General features: G+C 68.8%; 19 protein-coding genes. 11 read left to right on the forward strand and 8 right to left on the reverse strand.

All coding sequences use genetic code 11. From position 1 onward, the window contains the following. Positions 1 to 116: 116 nt before the first annotated feature. From EV648_RS22520 to EV648_RS22530, 3 genes are all read right to left on the reverse strand, one after another. Positions 117 to 335 (reverse strand): hypothetical protein, encoded by a 219-nt coding sequence (locus EV648_RS22520; protein WP_132295070.1) that lies wholly within the window; start codon positions 333 to 335, stop codon positions 117 to 119. Further along, positions 332 to 1,594, reverse strand: coding sequence for a hypothetical protein (locus tag EV648_RS22525; protein WP_241995482.1), 1,263 nt, complete (start codon positions 1,592 to 1,594; stop codon positions 332 to 334). The genes EV648_RS22520 and EV648_RS22525 overlap by 4 nt, the downstream gene beginning before the upstream one ends. A gap of 120 nt (positions 1,595 to 1,714) precedes the next feature. Continuing rightward, complete coding sequence (locus EV648_RS22530; RefSeq protein ID WP_132295073.1) at positions 1,715 to 3,196, reverse strand: NAD(P)/FAD-dependent oxidoreductase; 1,482 nt, start codon at positions 3,194 to 3,196, stop codon at positions 1,715 to 1,717. A 66-nt stretch (positions 3,197 to 3,262) separates the two neighbouring features. On the opposite strand from EV648_RS22530, the gene EV648_RS22535 reads away from it, so the two are divergent. The 7 genes from EV648_RS22535 (at position 3,263) to EV648_RS22565 (ending at position 9,627) form a co-directional block, all read left to right on the forward strand. Further along, the gene (locus EV648_RS22535; RefSeq protein WP_132295076.1) at positions 3,263 to 3,901 is read left to right on the forward strand and encodes a TetR/AcrR family transcriptional regulator; all 639 of its coding nucleotides are present in this window, start codon (positions 3,263 to 3,265) and stop codon (positions 3,899 to 3,901) included. Positions 3,902 to 4,063: 162 nt separating this feature from the next. Further along, positions 4,064 to 4,918, forward strand: coding sequence for a DMT family transporter (locus EV648_RS22540; RefSeq protein WP_132295079.1), 855 nt, complete (start codon positions 4,064 to 4,066; stop codon positions 4,916 to 4,918). Between the two features lie 115 nt (positions 4,919 to 5,033). After that, positions 5,034 to 5,933 (forward strand): ABC transporter ATP-binding protein, encoded by a 900-nt coding sequence (locus EV648_RS22545; RefSeq protein WP_132295082.1) that lies wholly within the window; start codon positions 5,034 to 5,036, stop codon positions 5,931 to 5,933. Then, positions 5,930 to 6,664 (forward strand): ABC transporter permease, encoded by a 735-nt coding sequence (locus EV648_RS22550; RefSeq protein ID WP_132295085.1) that lies wholly within the window; start codon positions 5,930 to 5,932, stop codon positions 6,662 to 6,664. Before EV648_RS22545 ends, EV648_RS22550 begins: the two co-directional genes overlap by 4 nt. 36 nt (positions 6,665 to 6,700) lie before the next feature. Then, on the forward strand, positions 6,701 to 7,846 hold the full coding sequence (locus EV648_RS22555) for a sensor histidine kinase (protein ID WP_132295088.1): 1,146 nt from the start codon (positions 6,701 to 6,703) through the stop codon (positions 7,844 to 7,846). After that, positions 7,843 to 8,451, forward strand: coding sequence for a response regulator transcription factor (locus EV648_RS22560; RefSeq protein WP_132295091.1), 609 nt, complete (start codon positions 7,843 to 7,845; stop codon positions 8,449 to 8,451). Before EV648_RS22555 ends, EV648_RS22560 begins: the two co-directional genes overlap by 4 nt. Before the next feature lie 81 nt (positions 8,452 to 8,532). After that, positions 8,533 to 9,627 carry a sulfite oxidase gene (locus tag EV648_RS22565; protein ID WP_132295094.1) on the forward strand — a complete coding sequence of 365 codons (1,095 nt, stop codon included), beginning with the start codon at positions 8,533 to 8,535 and terminating at the stop codon, positions 9,625 to 9,627. On the opposite strand, the gene EV648_RS22570 is transcribed toward EV648_RS22565, so the two are convergent. Further along, on the reverse strand, positions 9,608 to 10,111 hold the full coding sequence (locus tag EV648_RS22570) for an RDD family protein (protein WP_158294048.1): 504 nt from the start codon (positions 10,109 to 10,111) through the stop codon (positions 9,608 to 9,610). The two genes, EV648_RS22565 and EV648_RS22570, sit on opposite strands and share 20 nt — an antisense overlap. Positions 10,112 to 10,230: 119 nt before the next feature. On the opposite strand from EV648_RS22570, the gene EV648_RS22575 reads away from it, so the two are divergent. Further along, entirely contained in the window at positions 10,231 to 10,467 is a 237-nt protein-coding gene (locus EV648_RS22575) for a hypothetical protein (RefSeq protein WP_241995483.1), read from the forward strand. Positions 10,468 to 10,612: 145 nt separating this feature from the next. On the opposite strand, the gene EV648_RS22580 is transcribed toward EV648_RS22575, so the two are convergent. The 3 genes from EV648_RS22580 to EV648_RS22590 are packed head-to-tail and all read right to left on the reverse strand — an operon-like array spanning position 10,613 to position 13,018. Then, positions 10,613 to 12,103, reverse strand: coding sequence for a multicopper oxidase family protein (locus EV648_RS22580; protein ID WP_241995485.1), 1,491 nt, complete (start codon positions 12,101 to 12,103; stop codon positions 10,613 to 10,615). Then, positions 12,096 to 12,509: a hypothetical protein gene (locus tag EV648_RS22585; protein WP_132295103.1), complete on the reverse strand. Its 414-nt coding sequence runs from the start codon at positions 12,507 to 12,509 to the stop codon at positions 12,096 to 12,098. Before EV648_RS22585 ends, EV648_RS22580 begins: the two co-directional genes overlap by 8 nt. Beyond that, positions 12,506 to 13,018 carry a DUF1707 domain-containing protein gene (locus EV648_RS22590; RefSeq protein ID WP_132295106.1) on the reverse strand — a complete coding sequence of 171 codons (513 nt, stop codon included), beginning with the start codon at positions 13,016 to 13,018 and terminating at the stop codon, positions 12,506 to 12,508. The genes EV648_RS22585 and EV648_RS22590 overlap by 4 nt, the downstream gene beginning before the upstream one ends. A gap of 330 nt (positions 13,019 to 13,348) precedes the next feature. On the opposite strand from EV648_RS22590, the gene EV648_RS22595 reads away from it, so the two are divergent. From EV648_RS22595 to EV648_RS22605, 3 genes are read left to right on the forward strand one after another with little or no spacing between them, the layout of a single operon-like run. Beyond that, positions 13,349 to 14,170: an ATP-binding cassette domain-containing protein gene (locus EV648_RS22595; protein ID WP_132295109.1), complete on the forward strand. Its 822-nt coding sequence runs from the start codon at positions 13,349 to 13,351 to the stop codon at positions 14,168 to 14,170. Continuing rightward, positions 14,167 to 14,973 (forward strand): ABC-2 family transporter protein, encoded by an 807-nt coding sequence (locus EV648_RS22600; RefSeq protein ID WP_132295112.1) that lies wholly within the window; start codon positions 14,167 to 14,169, stop codon positions 14,971 to 14,973. The genes EV648_RS22595 and EV648_RS22600 overlap by 4 nt, the downstream gene beginning before the upstream one ends. Further along, on the forward strand, positions 14,970 to 15,749 hold the full coding sequence (locus tag EV648_RS22605; protein ID WP_132295115.1) for an ABC transporter permease: 780 nt from the start codon (positions 14,970 to 14,972) through the stop codon (positions 15,747 to 15,749). The genes EV648_RS22600 and EV648_RS22605 overlap by 4 nt, the downstream gene beginning before the upstream one ends. On the opposite strand, the gene EV648_RS22610 is transcribed toward EV648_RS22605, so the two are convergent. Beyond that, positions 15,746 to 17,899, reverse strand: coding sequence for an alpha-galactosidase (locus tag EV648_RS22610; protein ID WP_132295118.1), 2,154 nt, complete (start codon positions 17,897 to 17,899; stop codon positions 15,746 to 15,748). The genes EV648_RS22605 and EV648_RS22610 overlap by 4 nt on opposite strands.

Raw genomic sequence — 17,899 nt, forward strand, 5'->3', positions numbered from 1 at the left:
GACGAAACCCACGGTGACGACGTTCACCGACACGGGTGTGAAGAGCGGCCAATCGGTCGGCTATCACGTCGAGGTGAGCGACGGCCGCAATGTCAGGAACGGCGCAGCCGTCGCGGTCAAGGTCCGCTGAACCGCTGTCCACTCTGTGGCATGGCCGGCGCTGACGGGTTCTCGTCCGGCGGGGTGAGATCGCCGAGGTCGGCGTCCCAGTCGTCCTCGTCGTCCACCGCGCCCGCTTCGTTGCGCCGAGCGATCTTCAGGAAGGCGATGATCAGCAGGATCGGGCCGAGGAACATCGCGGTCTCGGGAATGCCACCCAGGTGCAGGACGATCATGAGGCCGTCACCAGCGCGATCCCACCGGCCGTGAAGGCAACCATGGCCGCGAGCATCGGGTACTGCGCGCGCCGCAGCTGCCGCCGCCGGAAGAGCCCAGCGGCGCGATCGTGGGCGGACACCGCCCCTGTGACATGTCCGAGCACAATCGCGCCGATCTGGACCCTCGCGATCAGCCCGGTACCCAGGAAGGCGTAGTCGATGCTCGTGTCACCGGCACCGAGCAGGTCCCAGCCGCGGCCGAACGGATCCGTTGCCAGCAGCACCCCTTCCTGGCCCTGGAACATCGCGAACGAGAAGTAGCGCGCGACGGCGTACCCGATCGCGATCGGCACCAGCGAGTGCACGAACGCCCCGGGCAGCCCGGCGTTGCCCACAGCCCCGGGCCGGACCTGCGCGACGCCGGTAGCCCGCGCCGCGAGCACGAACAACCCGGACACCACGGCGACCGCCGCGAGCAGACCAGCCGTGTGTACTGCGATGTGTCCCGCGCGGCCGAGTTCGCCGGTGAGGTTCGTCCAGGCGGACCACCGGCTGATGCCGTCGAAGGCGGTCGAGCCGAGTAACAGGCAGAGCAGTCCGACGATGCCCGGCTCCTGCGGGATCGTGGCCAGCCCGGCGAGCGGGTTCCGCAGTACGAGCCGGCGCTGGTCGTCGCGACCGATCTGGCTCAGCTTGGCGAGCACCTCGGCGTACACCTCGAAGCTGTCGCCGATCGAGGACCAGCGCGGGCCGTAGACGATGCCGGCGGCAACATTCACGAGCGTGTAGGTCGTCACGAAGATCGCGACCACCAGCGGCTCGGAGCCGTCCGGGTAGGCGAGTTCCAGCCAGAGGAACCCGGCCAGTCCCGCGACTGCCGGCCAGTAAGCGATGCTGTCAGGGAGGTCGCGGTAGGTCTTGCGCCGGATGAGGGCCGCAAGAGTGCGCAGTGGGTTGGCGAGCCGCCAGATCGGGCCGAAGAGCAGCGAAAGCGGGATGATGCCGACCCAGATCCAGACGTAGAGCCAGGTCGACGCCGGGTTGAGGCTTGGCGAACTGCTGCCGAACCACGCCGAGCCGAGCAGCAGCGCGAGCGCCGCCAGCCCGATGACCTTGAGGAACCACCGGGTCGCGCGAGCGTCGACGATCCGCGTCAGCCGGGCGAGCGGCGTACCGGCGGTCAGCTCGAAGCGCGGCCGGGACCAGAAGGCTGCCAGCGCGAAGAAGGACACCGCGACCGCCGCGGCCGCCGAGTAGACCGCCAGCCACAACGGCACCGGGAGGTCCCCTCGTCCGCCGATACCGTGCATTGGAATCAGCAGCGCCACGGCGCCCTCCGATCAGCTCGCTATATGACCGATCGAATGTAACACGATCGATGTCACATAGCCAGGGCGTCAGCGGGTCAAGTACTGGCTGCGGTCGAAGTGCCTGGTCAACTGGCGGAAGCGGAACGTGAAGGACGGCCAGAGTGTGGTGTTGCGGCCCTCGGCGTCGAGGTACCAACTCGTGCAGCCGCCGCGGGTCCAGACCGTGTTGCGCATCGACGAGCGGACCCCGTCGACGAACTCGCGCTGCACCTCGGGGCGGACCTCCACCTCGCGCAGACCGTTCGCGTCCATCGTCCGGATCGCGTCGAGGATGTAGGCGATCTGGGACTCGATCATGAACACCATCGAACTGTGACCGAGGCCGGTGTTCGGGCCGATCAGCAGGAAGAAGTTCGGGAAGCCGGCGATCGCCGTGCCGAGGTGGGCCTCCATTCCGTGCGCCCAGACCTCGCGCAGGGTCCGGCCGTCGCGGCCGTGCAGCATGTCCATCACCGGCAGGTCGGTGACCCGGAAGCCGGTGCCGTAGATGATCGTGTCGACCTCGTGCTTCACGCCGTCCTCGGTGACGATGCCGGTCGGGGTGACCTCGAGGATCGGATCGGTGACCACCTCGACGTTCGGCTGCGCGACCGCCGGGTAGTAGTCGTCGGAGATCAGCACCCGCTTGCAGCCGAGGGTGAATTCCGGCGTCAGCTTGGTGCGCAGTTCAGGGTCGCGGATCTGCTGCTGGAGGTGCCGCTCGGCGATCTTCTGCCCCTGCTTCATGATCGCCGGGAGCTTGGCGAAGCCGAGCACGAGCGACTCACGACCCCAGTAGATGCCGGCCCGGACGGCCTTCTGCACAAGGGGAAACCGTCGGTAGATTGCCTTCTCGACGCCGCTGATCTTGCGGTCCGGGCGCGGCATCACCCACGGCGGTGTGCGCTGGAAAAGGTGGAGTTCCTCGACGTCCGGCTGGATCGCCGGCACGAATTGGATCGCCGACGCGCCGGTGCCGATCACGGCCACCTTGCGGCCGCTCATGTCCAGGTCGTGGTTCCACTGCGCCGAGTGGAAGACGTCGCCCTCGAACGACTCGATTCCCGCGAGCTTCGGGTACGACGGCTCGGCGAGCGGGCCCATCCCGGAGAGCAGCAGGTCCGCGGTGAAGTCGCCCTGGTTCGTGTGGATCAGCCAGTGGTCGCCCTGCCAGTGAGCGGACTCGACGGCGTGGCCGAAGCGGATGTGCGGCCGGACGCGGAACCCGTCCGTCACCTTCCGCAGGTACGCCTCGATCTCGGGCTGCGGGGAGAACGTGCTCGACCAGTCCGGGTTCGGTGCGAACGAGAATGAGTAGAGGTGCGACGGCACGTCACACCGGCAGCCCGGGTACGTGTTGTCGCGCCAAGTGCCGCCGACATCATCGGCCCGCTCCAGTACGACGAAGTCGTGGTAGCCGGCCTGCTTCAGGCGGACCGCCATCCCGATCCCGGCGAACCCGGTCCCGATCACCACGATGCGGTGCTTCTGAGCTTCGGTGCGGGGCTGGTGATCCTGCGCGGCTGCCATCGGAACCTCCGGGGCGAGAGTGAACTTACTCCCAGTAAGTTACTCGGAGTCAGTTAGACTGCGCAAGTGACCTCGACCACCCCGGCCGCTGACAGCGCAGTACCGGTCAAGCGGCGCCGCGACCGCGCGGCCCGCGAGCGGGAGATGCTCGACGCGGCCGAGCGGATCTTCGGCGAGCGCGGGTATCAGGGCACCTCGATGGACGAGATCGCGGCCGCCGTCGGCGTCTCCAAGCCGCTCGTCTACCAGTACTACGGCTCCAAGGACGGCCTGTTCCTCGCCTGCCTGTCCCGACTCCGGGCGCAACTGCTGGACGCCGTCTCCGACGCGGTGCTCGGGGCGAGCGATCCGGAGGACGCCATGTACTCCGGGTTCGTCGCCTGGTTCACGTTCCTCGACGAGCATCCGCGGGCGTGGTCGGTGATCGTCGACGAGGGGATGCTCTCGGCAGGTCCCGCCGCACAGGCCGCGGACGAGGTCCGGGCCGACTTCGTCGAACTGATCGCGACGATGGTCCGGCTCAACCTGCCGGCGGACCGGGCGATCGACGAGGAGCAGATCCAGATCGTCGCCCAGTCCATCTCCGGCGCCACCGAACGCCTCGCCATCTGGCGAACCCAGAACGGCGGCTCCCCCACCCCGGAGAAACTGGCCACCACCCTGCAGGAACTCCTCTGGCGAGGCCTCGACGCCCTCCGCGGCTGACCCGCGGACCCCCACCCCATCAATCGGCGCCCACCACGCACCGTCCGCGCTCGACACGGAGGTCTCCTCCGGCCGATCCCTGGTGATTGATGGGCTGGGCGTCCGCCGTCCACACCCCGGGCCTGGCACGGCGGCACCGGAGCGGCGTGATCTGATCGATTTGTGCGTACATTGCGGGTGCCGCCGACGGCGATGGTGCTGGGTGGGGTCGTCTCCGTCCAGTTCGGCGGGGCGTTGGCGGCGAAGCTGATCCAAACGTTGGGGGCCCCGGGCACCGTTGCGCTCCGGCTCGCGATGGCTGTCCCGATCCTGTTGCTGATCGCCCGCCCGTCGCTGCGGAACCGGACCAAACGCGACCTGCTCGCGGTGGTTGCCTTCGGCATCGTGCTCGGCCTGATGAACCTGTCGTTCTACCTGTCGCTCGAACGGCTCCCGCTCGGCGTCGCCGTCACCATCGAGTTCATCGGACCGCTCGGACTCGCAGCCGCGATGTCCCGGAAGCGCCGCGACCTGATCGCCGTCGCGGCGGCCGCCCTGGGCGTAGTACTGGTGAACGGGCAGGAGCTCGAGGCCGTCGACTGGGTAGGCATCGGCTTCGCGGCGCTGGCCGGCGCCCTGTGGGCCTGCTACATCCTGCTCAGCGCCGAGACCGGCCGCCGGTTCGCCCAGCTCGACGGTCTGGCGCTCGCGATGGTGGTCAGCGCGCTCATCACCGTACCCATCGGCATCAGCAGCGCAGGCGCCGAACTCCTGCACTGGCACTCCCTCACCCTCGGACTCGCGATCGCCCTGCTCTCCTCGGTTCTCCCCTACTCCCTGGAGACCCTCGCCCTGCGCCGAATGAAGCCGGCCGTGTTCGGCGTCCTGATGAGCCTCGAGCCGGCCGTCGGCGCCACTGCCGGCTACCTGATCCTGGGCCAGCGCCTCGCGCCCATCCAACTGATCGGCATGGCCTGCGTCGTCGGCGCCTCCATCGCCATCACCCGCACCCCCCGCTCCGAAGCCCCCGACATCTGACGGCCCCTGAGGTCGGCCCTGACGGGCGACCCTGATGTGCGGCTGACGGATGTCATGGGTACGTCGTGACGGCCGAACCAGGGCCGGTACGCCGTGCGCCAGCAAGCTTCTGGGTATGACGACAACGACTGCGGTCACCCTGAGCGGCGTGACCAAGGAGTACGGCACAGTCCAGGCCGTGGCCGGGGTGGACCTCACCATCCGGTCGGGCGAAGTGGTGGCGCTGCTGGGCCCGAACGGCGCGGGCAAGTCGACCACGATCGAGATGCTGCTCGGCCTGGTCCGGCCCGACCAGGGCAGCGTGCAGGTTTTCGGTACCTCTGCCGTCGACGCGATCGCCGCGGGCCAGGTCGGCGTGATGCTGCAGAGCGGCGGGATCATCGAGGACGCCAAGGTGGGCGAGCTGCTGACCCTGGTCGCCGGGCTGCACCGCAAGCCGCTGCCGGTGAAGGAGGCACTCGACCGCGCGGGGATCGCGGACCTGGCCGACCGCAAGATGAAGGGCCTGTCCGGCGGTCAGCAGCAGCGGGTGCGATTCGCGATGGCGATCATCCCGCAGCCCGACCTGATCGTGCTGGACGAGCCGACCACCGGGATGGACGTCGAGTCGCGCCGGGACTTCTGGGCCTCGATGCACGCCGAGACCGCGCGCGGCCGCACCGTGCTGTTCGCCACCCACTACCTCGAAGAGGCCGACGCGTACGCCGACCGCGTGGTGCTGATGCGGGACGGCAAGGTCACCGCCGACGGCACCGCCGCACAGATCAAGGCGAGCGTGTCCGGCCGGACCATCCGGGCCACCGTGCCCGGCGCTGACCTGGCCACCCTCGCCGCGCTCCCCGGAGTACGGACGGTGGAGACGCGTGGCGACGTAGTACTGCTGCAGTGCGCCGACTCCGACGACACCCTGCGCTACCTGCTTTCCAACACTTCCGCCCATGACATCGAAGTGACCTCGGCCGACCTCGAGGACGCCGTACTGGCGATCAGCGCCGAACAGGAGACCCTCGCATGAACCTCGACTACCTGCTCTTCGACATCAAGCGCACGCTGCGCAACCGCCGGGTGCTGATCTTCTCGATCCTCATGCCACTGATCCTCTTCGTCATCTTCGGGATGAGCCTGAAGCAGACCGACACGGAGGCCGGCATCTCCGCGATCGCCTACGTGATGGTCAGTATGGCGATGTTCGGCTCGCTGTCCGCCGCGATGAGCAGCGGCGGCGTGATCGCGATGGAACGCGACGGCGGCTGGAACCGGACCCTGCGGCTCACCCCGCTGAAGCCGCAGGCCTACGTGGTCACCAAGGTGATCCTGTCGCTGCTGCTGGCGATCCCGCCGCTGGTGGTCGTGTTCGCGGCCGGAATGATCTTCGGCCACGTGCACCTGAGCGCCGGCCAGTGGGCCTCGGTGGCGCTCGTCTCCTGGCTGGGCGCCCTGCCGTTCGCCGGGCTCGGCCTGGTCATCGGATACGTCGCGAAGCCCGACAGCGTCCAGCCGATCACCGGTCTGACCACCATGTTGATCGCCGCCTTCGGTGGACTGTGGCTGCCGGTCGAGTCGATGCCCTCGCTGATGAAGCACATCGCCGAGTTCACCCCGGCGTACTGGACCGGGCTGAGCTCCCGCAGCGCGCTGTCGCAGAGCGGCCTCGACATGCACGCCCTGCTGGTGGTGCTCGGCTGGACCGTGGTGCTCGGCGCCATCGGCCTGCGCCGCTTCCGCGCCGACACCGCCCGCGCCTGACTCCGGTCCTTCGACCCCGACAGATAGCGTGACAGCGTGACGTTCATCAACCAGCCGATCCCGGACGGGCCGGTGCCGGGACCCTTCGGGGACCTCCGCCGGCGCGCCGGGATCGGCTGGCTGTTCGCGGGGGTCTGGCTGGTCTTCCTGAGCAAGCCGCTCGGCGAGATCCTGAAGCACCGGGAGATGGCCGAGCGGGTGCTCGGGATCGCCGCGCTGGCGCTCTTCGCGCTCGGCTACCTCGGATTCTTCGGCTGGGCCCGCTACCAGAACCGTCAGGGCACGCAACTGCCGGTCGTCGTGCGGATCGGCTTCCTCGTCGCCCTGCTCGCCATGACCGCGCTGATGATCCCGGCCGCGGGCGAGAGCAGTCTGACCACCCTCGTGTACGTCGAGGCGCTGGGCATGATGTTGCTCCCCCTGCGAGCCGGGGTGTTCCTCGGGCTGACGCTGCTGGCGCTCGTCGAGATCTCCCTGCGGCTGGTCCCGGGCTGGCACGACGACGGCACGTACGGATTCTCGATCGTGCTCGGCGGGTTGGCGGTGTTCGGGCTGCGGCGGGCGATCCTGCGCAGCGTCGAGCTCGCCGAGGCCCGGAAGGACTTCGCCGAACTGGCCGTGCAGGAGGAGCGGAACCGGTTCGCGCGGGACCTGCACGACATCCTCGGGCACTCGCTCACGGTGATCACGGTGAAGGCCGAGCTGGCCGGGCGTCTGATCCCGGCCAATCCGGACCGTGCGGCCGCCGAGGTCGCCGATGTGGAACAACTCGCACGCGCGGCGCTGGCCGACGTACGGGCGGCTGTTGCGGGGTACCGCGAGTTGAGTCTTGCAGGCGAGCTGGTGGCTGCCCGGGCGGCGCTGCAGGCGGCTGAGATCAGGGCGGACCTCCCGACGACGGTGGACGAGGTGCCGGAGAAGAACCGCGAGCTGTTCGCCTGGGTGGTGCGCGAGGGAGTCACGAACGTGATCCGGCATTCGGGCGCCAAGCGATGCCGGATCGAGCTCGGCAAGTCGTCGATCGAGGTGATCGACGACGGCAAGGGACCGACTCCCAGCGGTGAGATGTCCGGGCACGGGCTGATCGGGCTGCGTGAGCGGGCGAACCAGACCGGCGCGACCGTGACCGTCGGGACCGCGCCGAACGGTGGGTTCCGGCTGGCTGTCAGAGTTGACCCGTGAGCATCCGACTGCTGATCGCGGACGATCAGGCACTCGTCCGGGGAGCCCTGGCCGCGCTGCTGGACCTGGAACCGGATCTCGAGGTGGTGGCCCAGATCGGCCGGGGCGACGAGGTCGTCGAAGCCGCTCGTAGTTCGAAGCCGGACGTGGCTCTCCTGGACGTCGAGATGCCCGGGCTGGACGGGATCGAGGCAGCCGCCGCGCTGCGGTCCGCAGTACCGGGGGTTCGGGTGCTGATGGTGACCACGTTCGGCCGGCCGGGGTATCTGCGCCGCGCTATGGAGGCCGGCGCTGCGGGATTCGTCGTCAAGGACACCCCTGCCGCGCAGTTGGCCGATGCTGTACGGCGGGTCAGCCAGGGGCTCCGGGTGGTCGACCCGTCGCTGGCCGCTGAGACCCTCGTGGCGGGCACGAGCCCGCTGACCGCTCGGGAGTCCGACGTACTGCGGACCGCTCGCGAAGGGGGCACCGTCGCGGACATCGCGCGCGAGCTCCACCTCTCTGAGGGGACCGTCCGCAACCACCTCTCCGCCGCCATCGGCAAGACCGGCGCCCGGACGCGGGCCGAAGCGGTCCGGATAGCCAACGACAACGGCTGGCTCTGACCGGAGACCGGACGCCACACCGGGCGATGACTGGTAGTGAGGTTTGAATTAGGCTGACAGCTGGGGGAAAGGGGCCTTGTGATGTCGATCGAGCATTTCAGTACCAAGGGGCGGCTGGCCGACACGGGTGAGGGGATCACCGGCGACGAGTTGCAGTTGGCGGCCCGGAATCACGGGATCCCGCTGGAGGCGTTGCGGTACGAACTGACGCCGCCCGGGTTGCACTACGTGCTGGTGCACTACGACATCCCGGCCACGAACGCGTCGACCTGGCGGCTGACAGTTGATGGTTGCGTCGAGCAACCACTGTCTTTCGGGCTGACCGAGCTGCGGGCGATGGGGCGGGAGACCGTCCGGGTCACCTTGGAGTGCGCGGGCAACGGTCGTGCCGGGCTGCATCCGCGGCCGATCAGTCAGCCCTGGCTGATGGAGGCCGTCGGCACGGCCGAGTGGACCGGTGCACCGCTGGCGAACCTGCTCCGCGCGGCCGGACTGCGCGAGGACGCGGTGGACGTCGTCTTCACCGGCGCGGACCACGGCTTCGAGCGCGGGGTCGAGCAGGACTACCAGCGCGGGCTGACCGTCGCCGAAGCACTCGAGGCCGGCGCGCTGGTCGCCTGGGAGATGAACGGGATGCCGCTGCCGCCGCAGCACGGGTATCCGCTGCGGCTGATCGTGCCCGGCTGGTACGGCATGGCCAGCGTGAAGTGGTTGCGATCGATCGAGGTGATCGACCACGAGTTCGCCGGGTACCAGAACGCGGTCGCCTACCGGTTCCGCCAGGAGTCGGGCGAGGACGGCGTCGCGGTGACCCGGATCGAGCCGCGCGCACTGCTGATCCCGCCCGGCCACCCGGACTTCATGAGCCGCCACCGGTTCGTTGCCGCAGGCACCGTCACGCTGCAGGGCCGGGCGTGGTCGGGGTGGGCCCCGATCGAGCGGGTCGAGGTCAGCGTCGACGCCGGAGTCAGCTGGCAGGACGCGAAACTCGATGCCGCGAGCGACGACCTTGCGTGGCGTGGCTTCGAGTACGACTGGGACGCGCGTCCGGGCGAGCACGTGCTGACGGTCCGCGGGTACGACGAGAGCGGCCGGGTGCAGCCGATCGAGGCGCCGTGGAACCGCGGCGGCTTCGCGAACAACTCGGCCCAGCGGATCACCGTGCTGGTGCGGTAATCACCTGGGTGCCACTCAATACGTCGTACGGAGTTCGCGGTAGGAGGATCGACCAGAGCCAGGCGAGCAGTACGCCGTACGTGAGGATCGTGAGGACGGTCAGCCAGGCGCCCTCGGAGCCGGCCGCGAACCCGTAAGCGACCGTGTGCCCGAGCTCCCAGGGCAGCGCGACCTTCAGGGAATTCCGTACGAGCGTGCGACCGAAGGTGGCTCGTTCGCCTAGTCGGCCGACCACCCTGAGGCCGCGGAGGCGCTTGCCGGGAGTGGCCTGGTGCGGTCCCGACTCGCACCAGGCCAGCCAGCAGGTCACCGGCACGATCAGGATGAGGAACGCGCCGAGGTTGAGCACCCACCCGGGGACGTCGACACCCGCGCTGTGCACGAGCAGGCCGATCGGCACGAGTACAGCCGGCAGGATCAGGATGCAGAGCCAGTCGACCAGCCAGGCAGTCAGACGGCGCCAGGCCAGCTGTCGGGTACGCATGCGCCCACCCTTTCGCATCTTCGCGACCAGCCGCGTGTCGGGTCGCGAAATCGGCGTCCGGCGGTTTCATGATGGGAAGTGGGCAACGCACGATTTCTCACCTCACGGGGATGCGGGCGATGAACACACTGGGCACGGAGATCCACCTGCACGCAAGAGTCTTCCGAGCAGGCTGCGACTGGTACGCCGACATCGACGACCACCTCGACCCACAACCGGACGACCCCTTCTGGTACGGCTACTACGACACCCAGCGAGCCGCCATCGATGCCGCCTGCGAACGCATAGCCGCCTTCAACCGAGCCCGCGCCGAACGCATCAGCCAACAGTTGTTGTCGTTGGCAAGTATCAGCTGAGGGCGGTACCCGGTTCCGGACCTTGTGCACGCTCCGAGCATCCTGCCGTGCGCAGACCGCTCAGGCGGTGCACAAAGTCAGCTCGGCACCTGGTCGCGGTGTCGAGCGGCCGATGGAGGAGGCGCGATGCGGGCCGAAGGACAAGTCACTCCGGTTTGTTGCCTACGGCACCGCCGATCTTGTACGGCGTGCTGACGCCTTCGTAGGCCAGATGCGTCATCAGCCCTTCAGACGCGTGGGGGAGGTTGTGGCAGTGGTCCATCCAGATGCCTGGGTTGTCGGCCAGGAAGGCTATTTCATAGCTTTCGTCGTCGCCTACCTCGAGAGTGTCGACCCACCACGGTGAGCCCGTGGCGGCCACTCCGTTGCGGGAGAGGACGACGGCGTGGTGGCCGTGGAGGTGCATGGGGTGGGCCTGGCCGCTGGTGTTGCTGATCTTCATCCGCACCACGTCTCCCTCGGCGACCATGAACATCGGCACGTCAGGGAACTTGTGGCCGTTGATCGTCCACCACAACCCGGGTACGCCGTCCAGGAACCCCGGCCGTCTGCCGATCCGGTACTCGAAGGACCGGTCCGCCTTCGCCGGGTCCAACCCCAGCGGCGCCGAAGTCCCATAGCTCAACAAATCAACGGTTTCCGACCACAGCGCGTCCCCAGGCACCTCAGCATCGGCCGGTCCGATCGCCATCGACACAGCAGCAGAACCAGCATCCAACCGCAAGGCGCCCCGCGCAGGAACGACCGCCTCGAGATCCACCCGAGCCCCAGCGGCCAACGCATATCCAGCAGTCACAGGAGTCGGCCCGTGCACCTCACGCCCGTCGACCGCGATCACCTTGTACGGCGCCCCGACCAACCCCGTCCGGACGATCGCGTTGTCCGTGTTGATCACCCGCACCCGGACCGACGTCCCGGCAGGCGCATCCACTCGCTGAGTGCCGGTGCGCCCGTTGATGGTCCGCTTGCCGTCGTACGTGTGGATCGCGGCAACCACCTCGTGAGCACCGGCCTCACGAGCACCAGCCCCGCGACTGCCGGCCGCAGTACCGCGCGGCGAGATCACGATCGTGCCGAAGAGACCACCGCGGACCTCCTCGCTCGACACCTGGTGCGAGTGGTACCAATACGTCCCCACCTGCTCCGCCCGGAATCGGTACACGTGCCTCCCTCCGACCGGTACTGCGTCCTGCGTGACCCCGGCGACCCCGTCCTCCGCGTTCGGTACGTCGATGCCGTGCCAGTGCAAGGTGGCTCCGTCCGGCACGGACTCGTTCACCAGGGTCACCTCGACAACGTCACCCTGACGCGCCTGGATCAGCGGGCCCGGCGAACTGCCGTTCAGGGTGAACCCGTCGACCGATTCCCCGCTGGCGAGGGTGAACTTCTGCTTCCGAGCGGTCAGCGTCACCGCGACATCCGGCGTACTGGAGGTCGGACCCACCAGATCCGCCACGCTCTTCCCGCCATGGTGCATGTGCTCCGCGGACGACGGCCCGCCACCGTAGTCGGCGTACCCCATGTCCATCGCCGAGTAGTTGCCGGGGACGAGGCTGGTCGCCCAGAGGTAGGCCAGCGGTACAAGCACCGCCAGCGCCACCCCGAGGGCGACCAGTCGCCCCTTCCACCTAGCCACTAGTCGCGGGCTGGGCCACGGTGGCGGCCCGTCGGGACGCGGCGCCGGCCACACCGGCGATCGCGAGCCCGTTGATGCCGTGCAGGATGCCGAGCGCCGGTACTCCGAACGACACGATCGCGAGCAGGAACTGCAGGACCACCAGACCGACGACGATCCCGGCCAGCGTGCGGCCGCGCGGTACGTCGGTCAGGAAGGACACGATCAGGAACACCAGCGCGAGCAGCCCGATCGCCGTACCGGCGATGCTGTGGAAGCTCTGCCCGAAGTTGCTGTAGTCCGCGCCGATGGTGGTCCCGTCCTCGGCGTCGCTGGCGATGGTGAACCCGGCCAGCGCGATCGACGCGACCTGGAGCACTACCGCCACCGCGATCGCGGACGCGAGCACCCGATAGACCGCCCTCATGCCCGACGCTCCTGCTTGCGCTTCTTGTAGATCACGACGCCGGCCACGATCAGCAGCAGCGGCAGCACCGGCGGGTGCCCACCGCCGACCACACAACCGATCGACGCCAGTACTCCGATCACAGCGAGCGCGATCAACAGCGGGAACGGGATCGTCCCGAACGGCTCCTTCGCGGCCCACGGCGGCCCGGCGCTGCTCCACTGCCCCTGACTGGGACCGCCCTGACGTGCGGCGTTCGTGTCCTGCGGCGCGGTCCACGGCGGCCGCGTCCAACCCCACGGCGCGCCTTGCTCAGCCTGATCCTCAGCGGCCGGCCGCTCGCCGGGAAGATCCGCGAACAACCCCGCGAGGTCCTCCTGGGTCTTCGCCTGCAGCGCCTCGCCGACGCGCTCCTGGTGCTCCTCCGCGCTCAACCGGCCGGCCTCGTAGTGAGCGCCGAGCCGCTTGACCGCGTCTTCCCTCTCCTGGTCGCCAATGCGGATGCTTCCGCCCGGCCTCTCCTCGTTCATGACACTCCTCGATGCTCGCGATTTCCGACTGCACCGATCGTGTCCTCCGGGACCCCTTCACCGCGTCGCCTCGGCGGCTACACCTCGGCTACTCCAGCCGACGCACCCTGCACCCCTGGACGCAGTACGACGTACTCCCGCTGGGGTATGCCGTACCAGGGACCGGGCCAGGGTCGAACCCCCAGCGGGCGAAAATCGGATGATCCGGAAACGCTGATCGGGTTAGGGTCGACAACGGTCGCGCCGATCCGTGTGGCCGCCGGCAGACTCCGGCTATCCAGTGAGGCGGCTCCCCCAGTCTGCGTGGAGTCGCGGAACGGATGGCGTCCCATGCCCAAATCCGGCGAACCAGCGATCCGCGCCGAGGGACTCACCAAGACCTACCGCTACACCGAGCAGAGCCCCGGGTTGACCGGTGCGCTGAAGGGCGTGTTCCGCCCCGACCGGCGGGAACGCCTGGCGGTCGACGCCCTCGAGTTGACGGTGCCGCGCGGCCAGATCATCGGCCTGCTCGGTCCGAACGGCGCGGGCAAGACCACCACGATCAAGATGCTCTGCGGCCTACTGCGGCCGACGGAAGGCGAGCTCGAGGTTCTCGGCCATCGACCGTCCCGCCGCGGCTTCGACTTCCTGTCCCGGATCTCGGTCGTGTTCGGCCAGAAGTCGATGCTCTGGTGGGACGTCTCGACGTACGACTCGCTGGTGATCCATCGGGAGATGTATGCCATCCCCAAGCCGCGGTTCGACCGCAGCGTCGACGATCTCGCCGAACGGTTGGGGATCCAGGACATCCTGCACGTCCCGGTCCGGAAACTGTCGCTCGGACAGCGGATGCGGTGCGAGTTGGTGCTGGCGTTGTTGCACGGCCCGGAACTGCTGTTCGCCGACGAGCCGACCGTCGGTCTCGACGTGGTCGCCAAGCTCAGCGTCCGCAGGTTCCTCGCCGAGCTGAACCGCGACCTCGGTACCACGATCGTGCTCACCAGCCACGACATGAACGACGTGGCCGCACTCTGCGAACGCGTCGTCGTGATCAACCACGGCGTGACCATCTTCGACGGCGATCTCACCGCCCTGCGCGGCCACGCGGACGCCGGCGGCGAGGCGGATCTCGACCAGGTGATGTCGAATCTCTTCACGGCGGGTTCATGACCGCCGCCCCCAAGCTGAGGATCCTTCGCGTACTGCGGGTCCTGGTCGCCCGGGAGATCTCCCTGGTCCTGCACTACCGCTGGTGGCTGGCCATGATGCAGCTCAGCAACATCATCGCGCCGGCGATCTCCTTGCTCGTCTGGCGCGGAGCCATCGCGCAAGGGGCGACGCCACCGGTCTCCGAGTCCTTCCTCACCACCTACCTCGTGCTGGTCAGCCTCGTCTCCATGCTCACCTCCAGCTGGACCTCGGGTTTCCTTGCCGCCGGCATCCGGTTGGGCGAGCTGAACTCCTGGCTCGTCCGGCCGTGCTCGACCCACGTCAACGGCCTGGCCAACAACGTGGCCGAGAAGCTGATGAAGCTGACGTTGCTCGCTCCGCTGGCGGTCGCCCTCGGCCTCCTCTTCCGCGACAAGGTCGCCCTGCCGCCGCCCGGTCTGCGGTGGATCGCCTTCCTGGTTGCTCTGTTCATGGCCGCGGGAATGACCTTCGCGCTCGATGTGGTGATCGGCTCGCTGGCCTTCTGGTTCGAGGATGTCTCCGCGATCGACAGGCTGCGGCAACTGCTCGCCAGAACGTTATCCGGGGCACTGATTCCCCTCGCGCTCTTCCCCGCCGCGTTCTCCGGGTTCCTGACCGCACAGCCGTTCCGCTTCATGGTGTCCTTTCCGCTGGAAGTGCTGCTGGGCAGGCCATCCGATGAAAGCTACCTCCTGGCCGTCGGCTGGTTCACGACCTTCCTCGGGGCGGCCGTCGTGATCTGGCGGATCGGTCTGCGCAACTACCAGGGAGCCGGCGCATGAGGAGGTTCGCGCGCCTGTGGTGGAGCTGCTTCGTGCAGGCGATCAGGCGGGATCTGCAGTTCCGCAGTCAGACGATCATCACCGCGGTCTCGTCGACGACCGAGCTCATCCTGGGCGTCATCCCGGTCCTGATCCTCGCCGACGTCTCGGCCACGGCCGTCGGCTGGAACGGACCACTGACCCTGGTAGTGGTCGGCCTGTACGGCGCTTGCACCGGGCTGATGGACTGCTTCGTGGCGCCGAATGTCCGCCGGATCGACGGCTACGTCCGCCGCGGCGAGCTCGACCTGATCCTGATCCGTCCGGTGAATGCCCAGCTCTACGCGACGCTGAGGTGGATGGAGCCGGCAGAGCTCGGCCGGGTCGTCACGGGACTCGGGCTAGCGGTTGCGGGCGCCCATGCGGCTCACCTCTCGCCGAGCCCCGGTCTGCTGCTCGTTGCCCTGCTCTGGATGGCGATCGGCTTCGTCGGCTTCAGCCTACTCTGGGCGAACCTCGCGTACCTCGCCTTCTGGGTCGACAGCGCGGAACCCGTCAACGAGGTCGCCCAGCAACTCCGGGAAGCAGGCAAGTATCCCCTCGCCTACTTCCCGAAAACGGTCCAGCTGATCCTGGCGACGATCGTCCCGGCCGGGCTGATCGCGGCCGTGCCAACCGGCGTTCTGACTGGTTCCACCGCCGCGATCTCCCTGGCGATTCTGCTGCTGGCGGCCGGCTTCACGCTCACCGTCGTGCACTGGCGCGTCGCCGGCCGCCGCTACAGCAGCGCGAGCTAGGAGTTTGCGGACAGGATCTGGTTGACGTCGATGGCCTGAACTTCCAGCAGGATCGCGTTTTCGGGCCACTGCGTCGGCACCTGTAAGCCGACCGCGGCGAGGGCTGCGCCGTTGAGCTCCACCCGGCCGCCGTCGACCCACCACGGCGCCGAGTTGCGCGGCTCCGGGCCGGGGGTGGCGACCTTGCTCACCCGATACGTCCGGTTCGGGTCGAGCCCGGGCAGCCGGACGCGGCCGACATCGGAGGTGACCGACTGGGCCATCTGTACGGCGGAGTAGACGGCGCGGGATCCGTCCTGCGCGACGACGCCGTGCAGCAGGAAGTCGTCCGAACCACGGTCGGCCCGGACCACCCGGCCGGTGTGCAGCAGCGGCCGGAGTTCCTTGTGCAGCGCGACCCACCCTGCCAGCTCGGCGCGCTCCTCAGGAGTCGCCGCGCTGATGTCCCACTCGATGCCGAAGTGGCCGAACAACGCGGTCGTCGCCCGGAACGCCAGGCTCTGGGTCCGGCCCGTGGTGTGCGCCTTCGGTGGGCCGACGTGGCAGCCGATCAGCTCCGGCGGCAGCAGCATCTGGGTCCAGCGCTGGATCTTCTGCCGCTCCAGGGCGTCGTTGCTGTCGCTGCCCCAGACCCGGTCGGTCCGCTCCAGGATGCCGAGGTCGACGCGAGCCCCACCGGACGAGCAGGACTCGATCTCCAGGCCGGGGTGGCGGCGTTTGAGCTCGTCGAGCAGCCGGTACACGCCCAGCGTCTGCTCGTGGATCCCGGCGGTGCCGGTCTGCTGGTTGCCCCCGTCAACGAAGTCGCGGTTGTGGTCCCACTTGAGGTAGGAGATGTCGTACTCGTTCAGCAGACTGTCCAGCCGCTCCAGCAGGTATTCGTAGGCCTCGGGGATGCCCAGGTTGAGCCCCTGCTGGTGGCGTGCGGTCGGCGGCATCCGGTTGCCGGTGGCAAGGATCCAGTCCGGGTGCTCACGGGCCAGGTCGGAGTCGGGGTTGACCATCTCCGGCTCGACCCAGAGGCCGAACTGCAGCCCCAGCCCGGTGACATGGTTCACCAATGGGTGCAGCCCCTTCGGCCAGATCCCCTCGTCGACGTACCAGTCGCCGAGCCCGGCGTGGTCGTCGCGGCGGCCGCGGAACCAGCCGTCGTCGAGCACGAAGCGCTCGGCTCCCACCTCGGCGGCCGCGTCGGCGAGTGCCTTCAGCTTGTCGAGGTCCAGGTCGAAGTACACGGCCTCCCAGGTGTTCAGCACCACCGGGCGGTCGGTCTTCGGGTGCGTCTCCCGCGCCCGCAGGTACTCGTGGAATCGCGTCGACACCCGGTCGAGGCCAACGCCGTACGAGCCGTAGATCCAGGGGGTGGCATAGGAGCCTTGCGCTTCGAGACGGCCCTCGCCGGGGAGGAGGAGCTCGCCGCCGCCGATCACGGCGTACCCGCTCATGCCGCGTTCGGCGTACGAGCGGTGGTTGCCGCTCCAGGCGGTGTGGACGGCCCAGATCTCGCCGGAGCCGAAGTCGAAGCCGCGGGTGCCGGCGATCAGCAGCAGAGTGGCGTCGGCGCCGGTGCGGCCGCGGCGGTTGTCGCGGATGTGCGCGCCCTGGGTGAACGCGTGCCGCTGCGGGACGCGCTCGCCGATGTGCCGGCCGGTCATGTCGAGCAGTTCGGTCGCCTCGGTCGGCACCGGCAGCGCGAGCACCAGCCCGTCGACCGTGTACGCCGAATCGCCGGTGTTCGTGAGCTCGGCCTTCGTCCGGATCAGGCCGGAATCCGTCAGCTCGATGGTGAGGTCGACCTTCAGACCAGCCTGCTGGTCCGACGCCTGGACCTGGACCGTGTTCCCGGTCTGCTCGACAGCGGTCAGCTGGAACGACGCGGAGAAGTCGTGGCCGTCGCGGTGCCCGTTGAGCCCGGGCAGGCCGAACCAGCCGGCGGAGTACTCGGGGATGATCGCGACCGGCAGGTTGTCGTCGAGCCCGTTGCCGGCCTGGACCGCGCCGGCGCCCCGGCGGAGATCGGCCAGCGCGGCCTCGTCCATGGCTCCCAGGTCCGCACCCCAGTGCAGGACGGACGGAAGGGCAGGACCGGAGCAGTCCAGGACCAGGCTGACACCCGCCGAGCGGAGCTGCAGCACCTTGATGTTCGACAC

It is taken from the genome of Kribbella sp. VKM Ac-2568, from assembly GCF_004345365.1.
Lineage (GTDB): Bacteria > Actinomycetota > Actinomycetes > Propionibacteriales > Kribbellaceae > Kribbella > Kribbella orskensis.

What these genes read in the sequence shown, in the direction of transcription:
- EV648_RS22520 (WP_132295070.1), bottom strand. Translation starts at nt 335, where the DNA reads ATGATCGTCCTGCACCTGGGTGGCATTCCCGAGACCGCGATGTTCCTC.
- EV648_RS22530 (WP_132295073.1), bottom strand. Translation starts at nt 3,196, where the DNA reads ATGGCAGCCGCGCAGGATCACCAGCCCCGCACCGAAGCTCAGAAGCAC.
- EV648_RS22545 (WP_132295082.1), top strand. Translation starts at nt 5,034, where the DNA reads ATGACGACAACGACTGCGGTCACCCTGAGCGGCGTGACCAAGGAGTAC.
- EV648_RS22550 (WP_132295085.1), top strand. Translation starts at nt 5,930, where the DNA reads ATGAACCTCGACTACCTGCTCTTCGACATCAAGCGCACGCTGCGCAAC.
- EV648_RS22565 (WP_132295094.1), top strand. Translation starts at nt 8,533, where the DNA reads ATGTCGATCGAGCATTTCAGTACCAAGGGGCGGCTGGCCGACACGGGT.
- EV648_RS22570 (WP_158294048.1), bottom strand. Translation starts at nt 10,111, where the DNA reads ATGCGTACCCGACAGCTGGCCTGGCGCCGTCTGACTGCCTGGCTGGTC.
- EV648_RS22575 (WP_241995483.1), top strand. Translation starts at nt 10,231, where the DNA reads ATGAACACACTGGGCACGGAGATCCACCTGCACGCAAGAGTCTTCCGA.
- EV648_RS22585 (WP_132295103.1), bottom strand. Translation starts at nt 12,509, where the DNA reads ATGAGGGCGGTCTATCGGGTGCTCGCGTCCGCGATCGCGGTGGCGGTA.
- EV648_RS22590 (WP_132295106.1), bottom strand. Translation starts at nt 13,018, where the DNA reads ATGAACGAGGAGAGGCCGGGCGGAAGCATCCGCATTGGCGACCAGGAG.
- EV648_RS22595 (WP_132295109.1), top strand. Translation starts at nt 13,349, where the DNA reads ATGCCCAAATCCGGCGAACCAGCGATCCGCGCCGAGGGACTCACCAAG.
- EV648_RS22600 (WP_132295112.1), top strand. Translation starts at nt 14,167, where the DNA reads ATGACCGCCGCCCCCAAGCTGAGGATCCTTCGCGTACTGCGGGTCCTG.
- EV648_RS22605 (WP_132295115.1), top strand. Translation starts at nt 14,970, where the DNA reads ATGAGGAGGTTCGCGCGCCTGTGGTGGAGCTGCTTCGTGCAGGCGATC.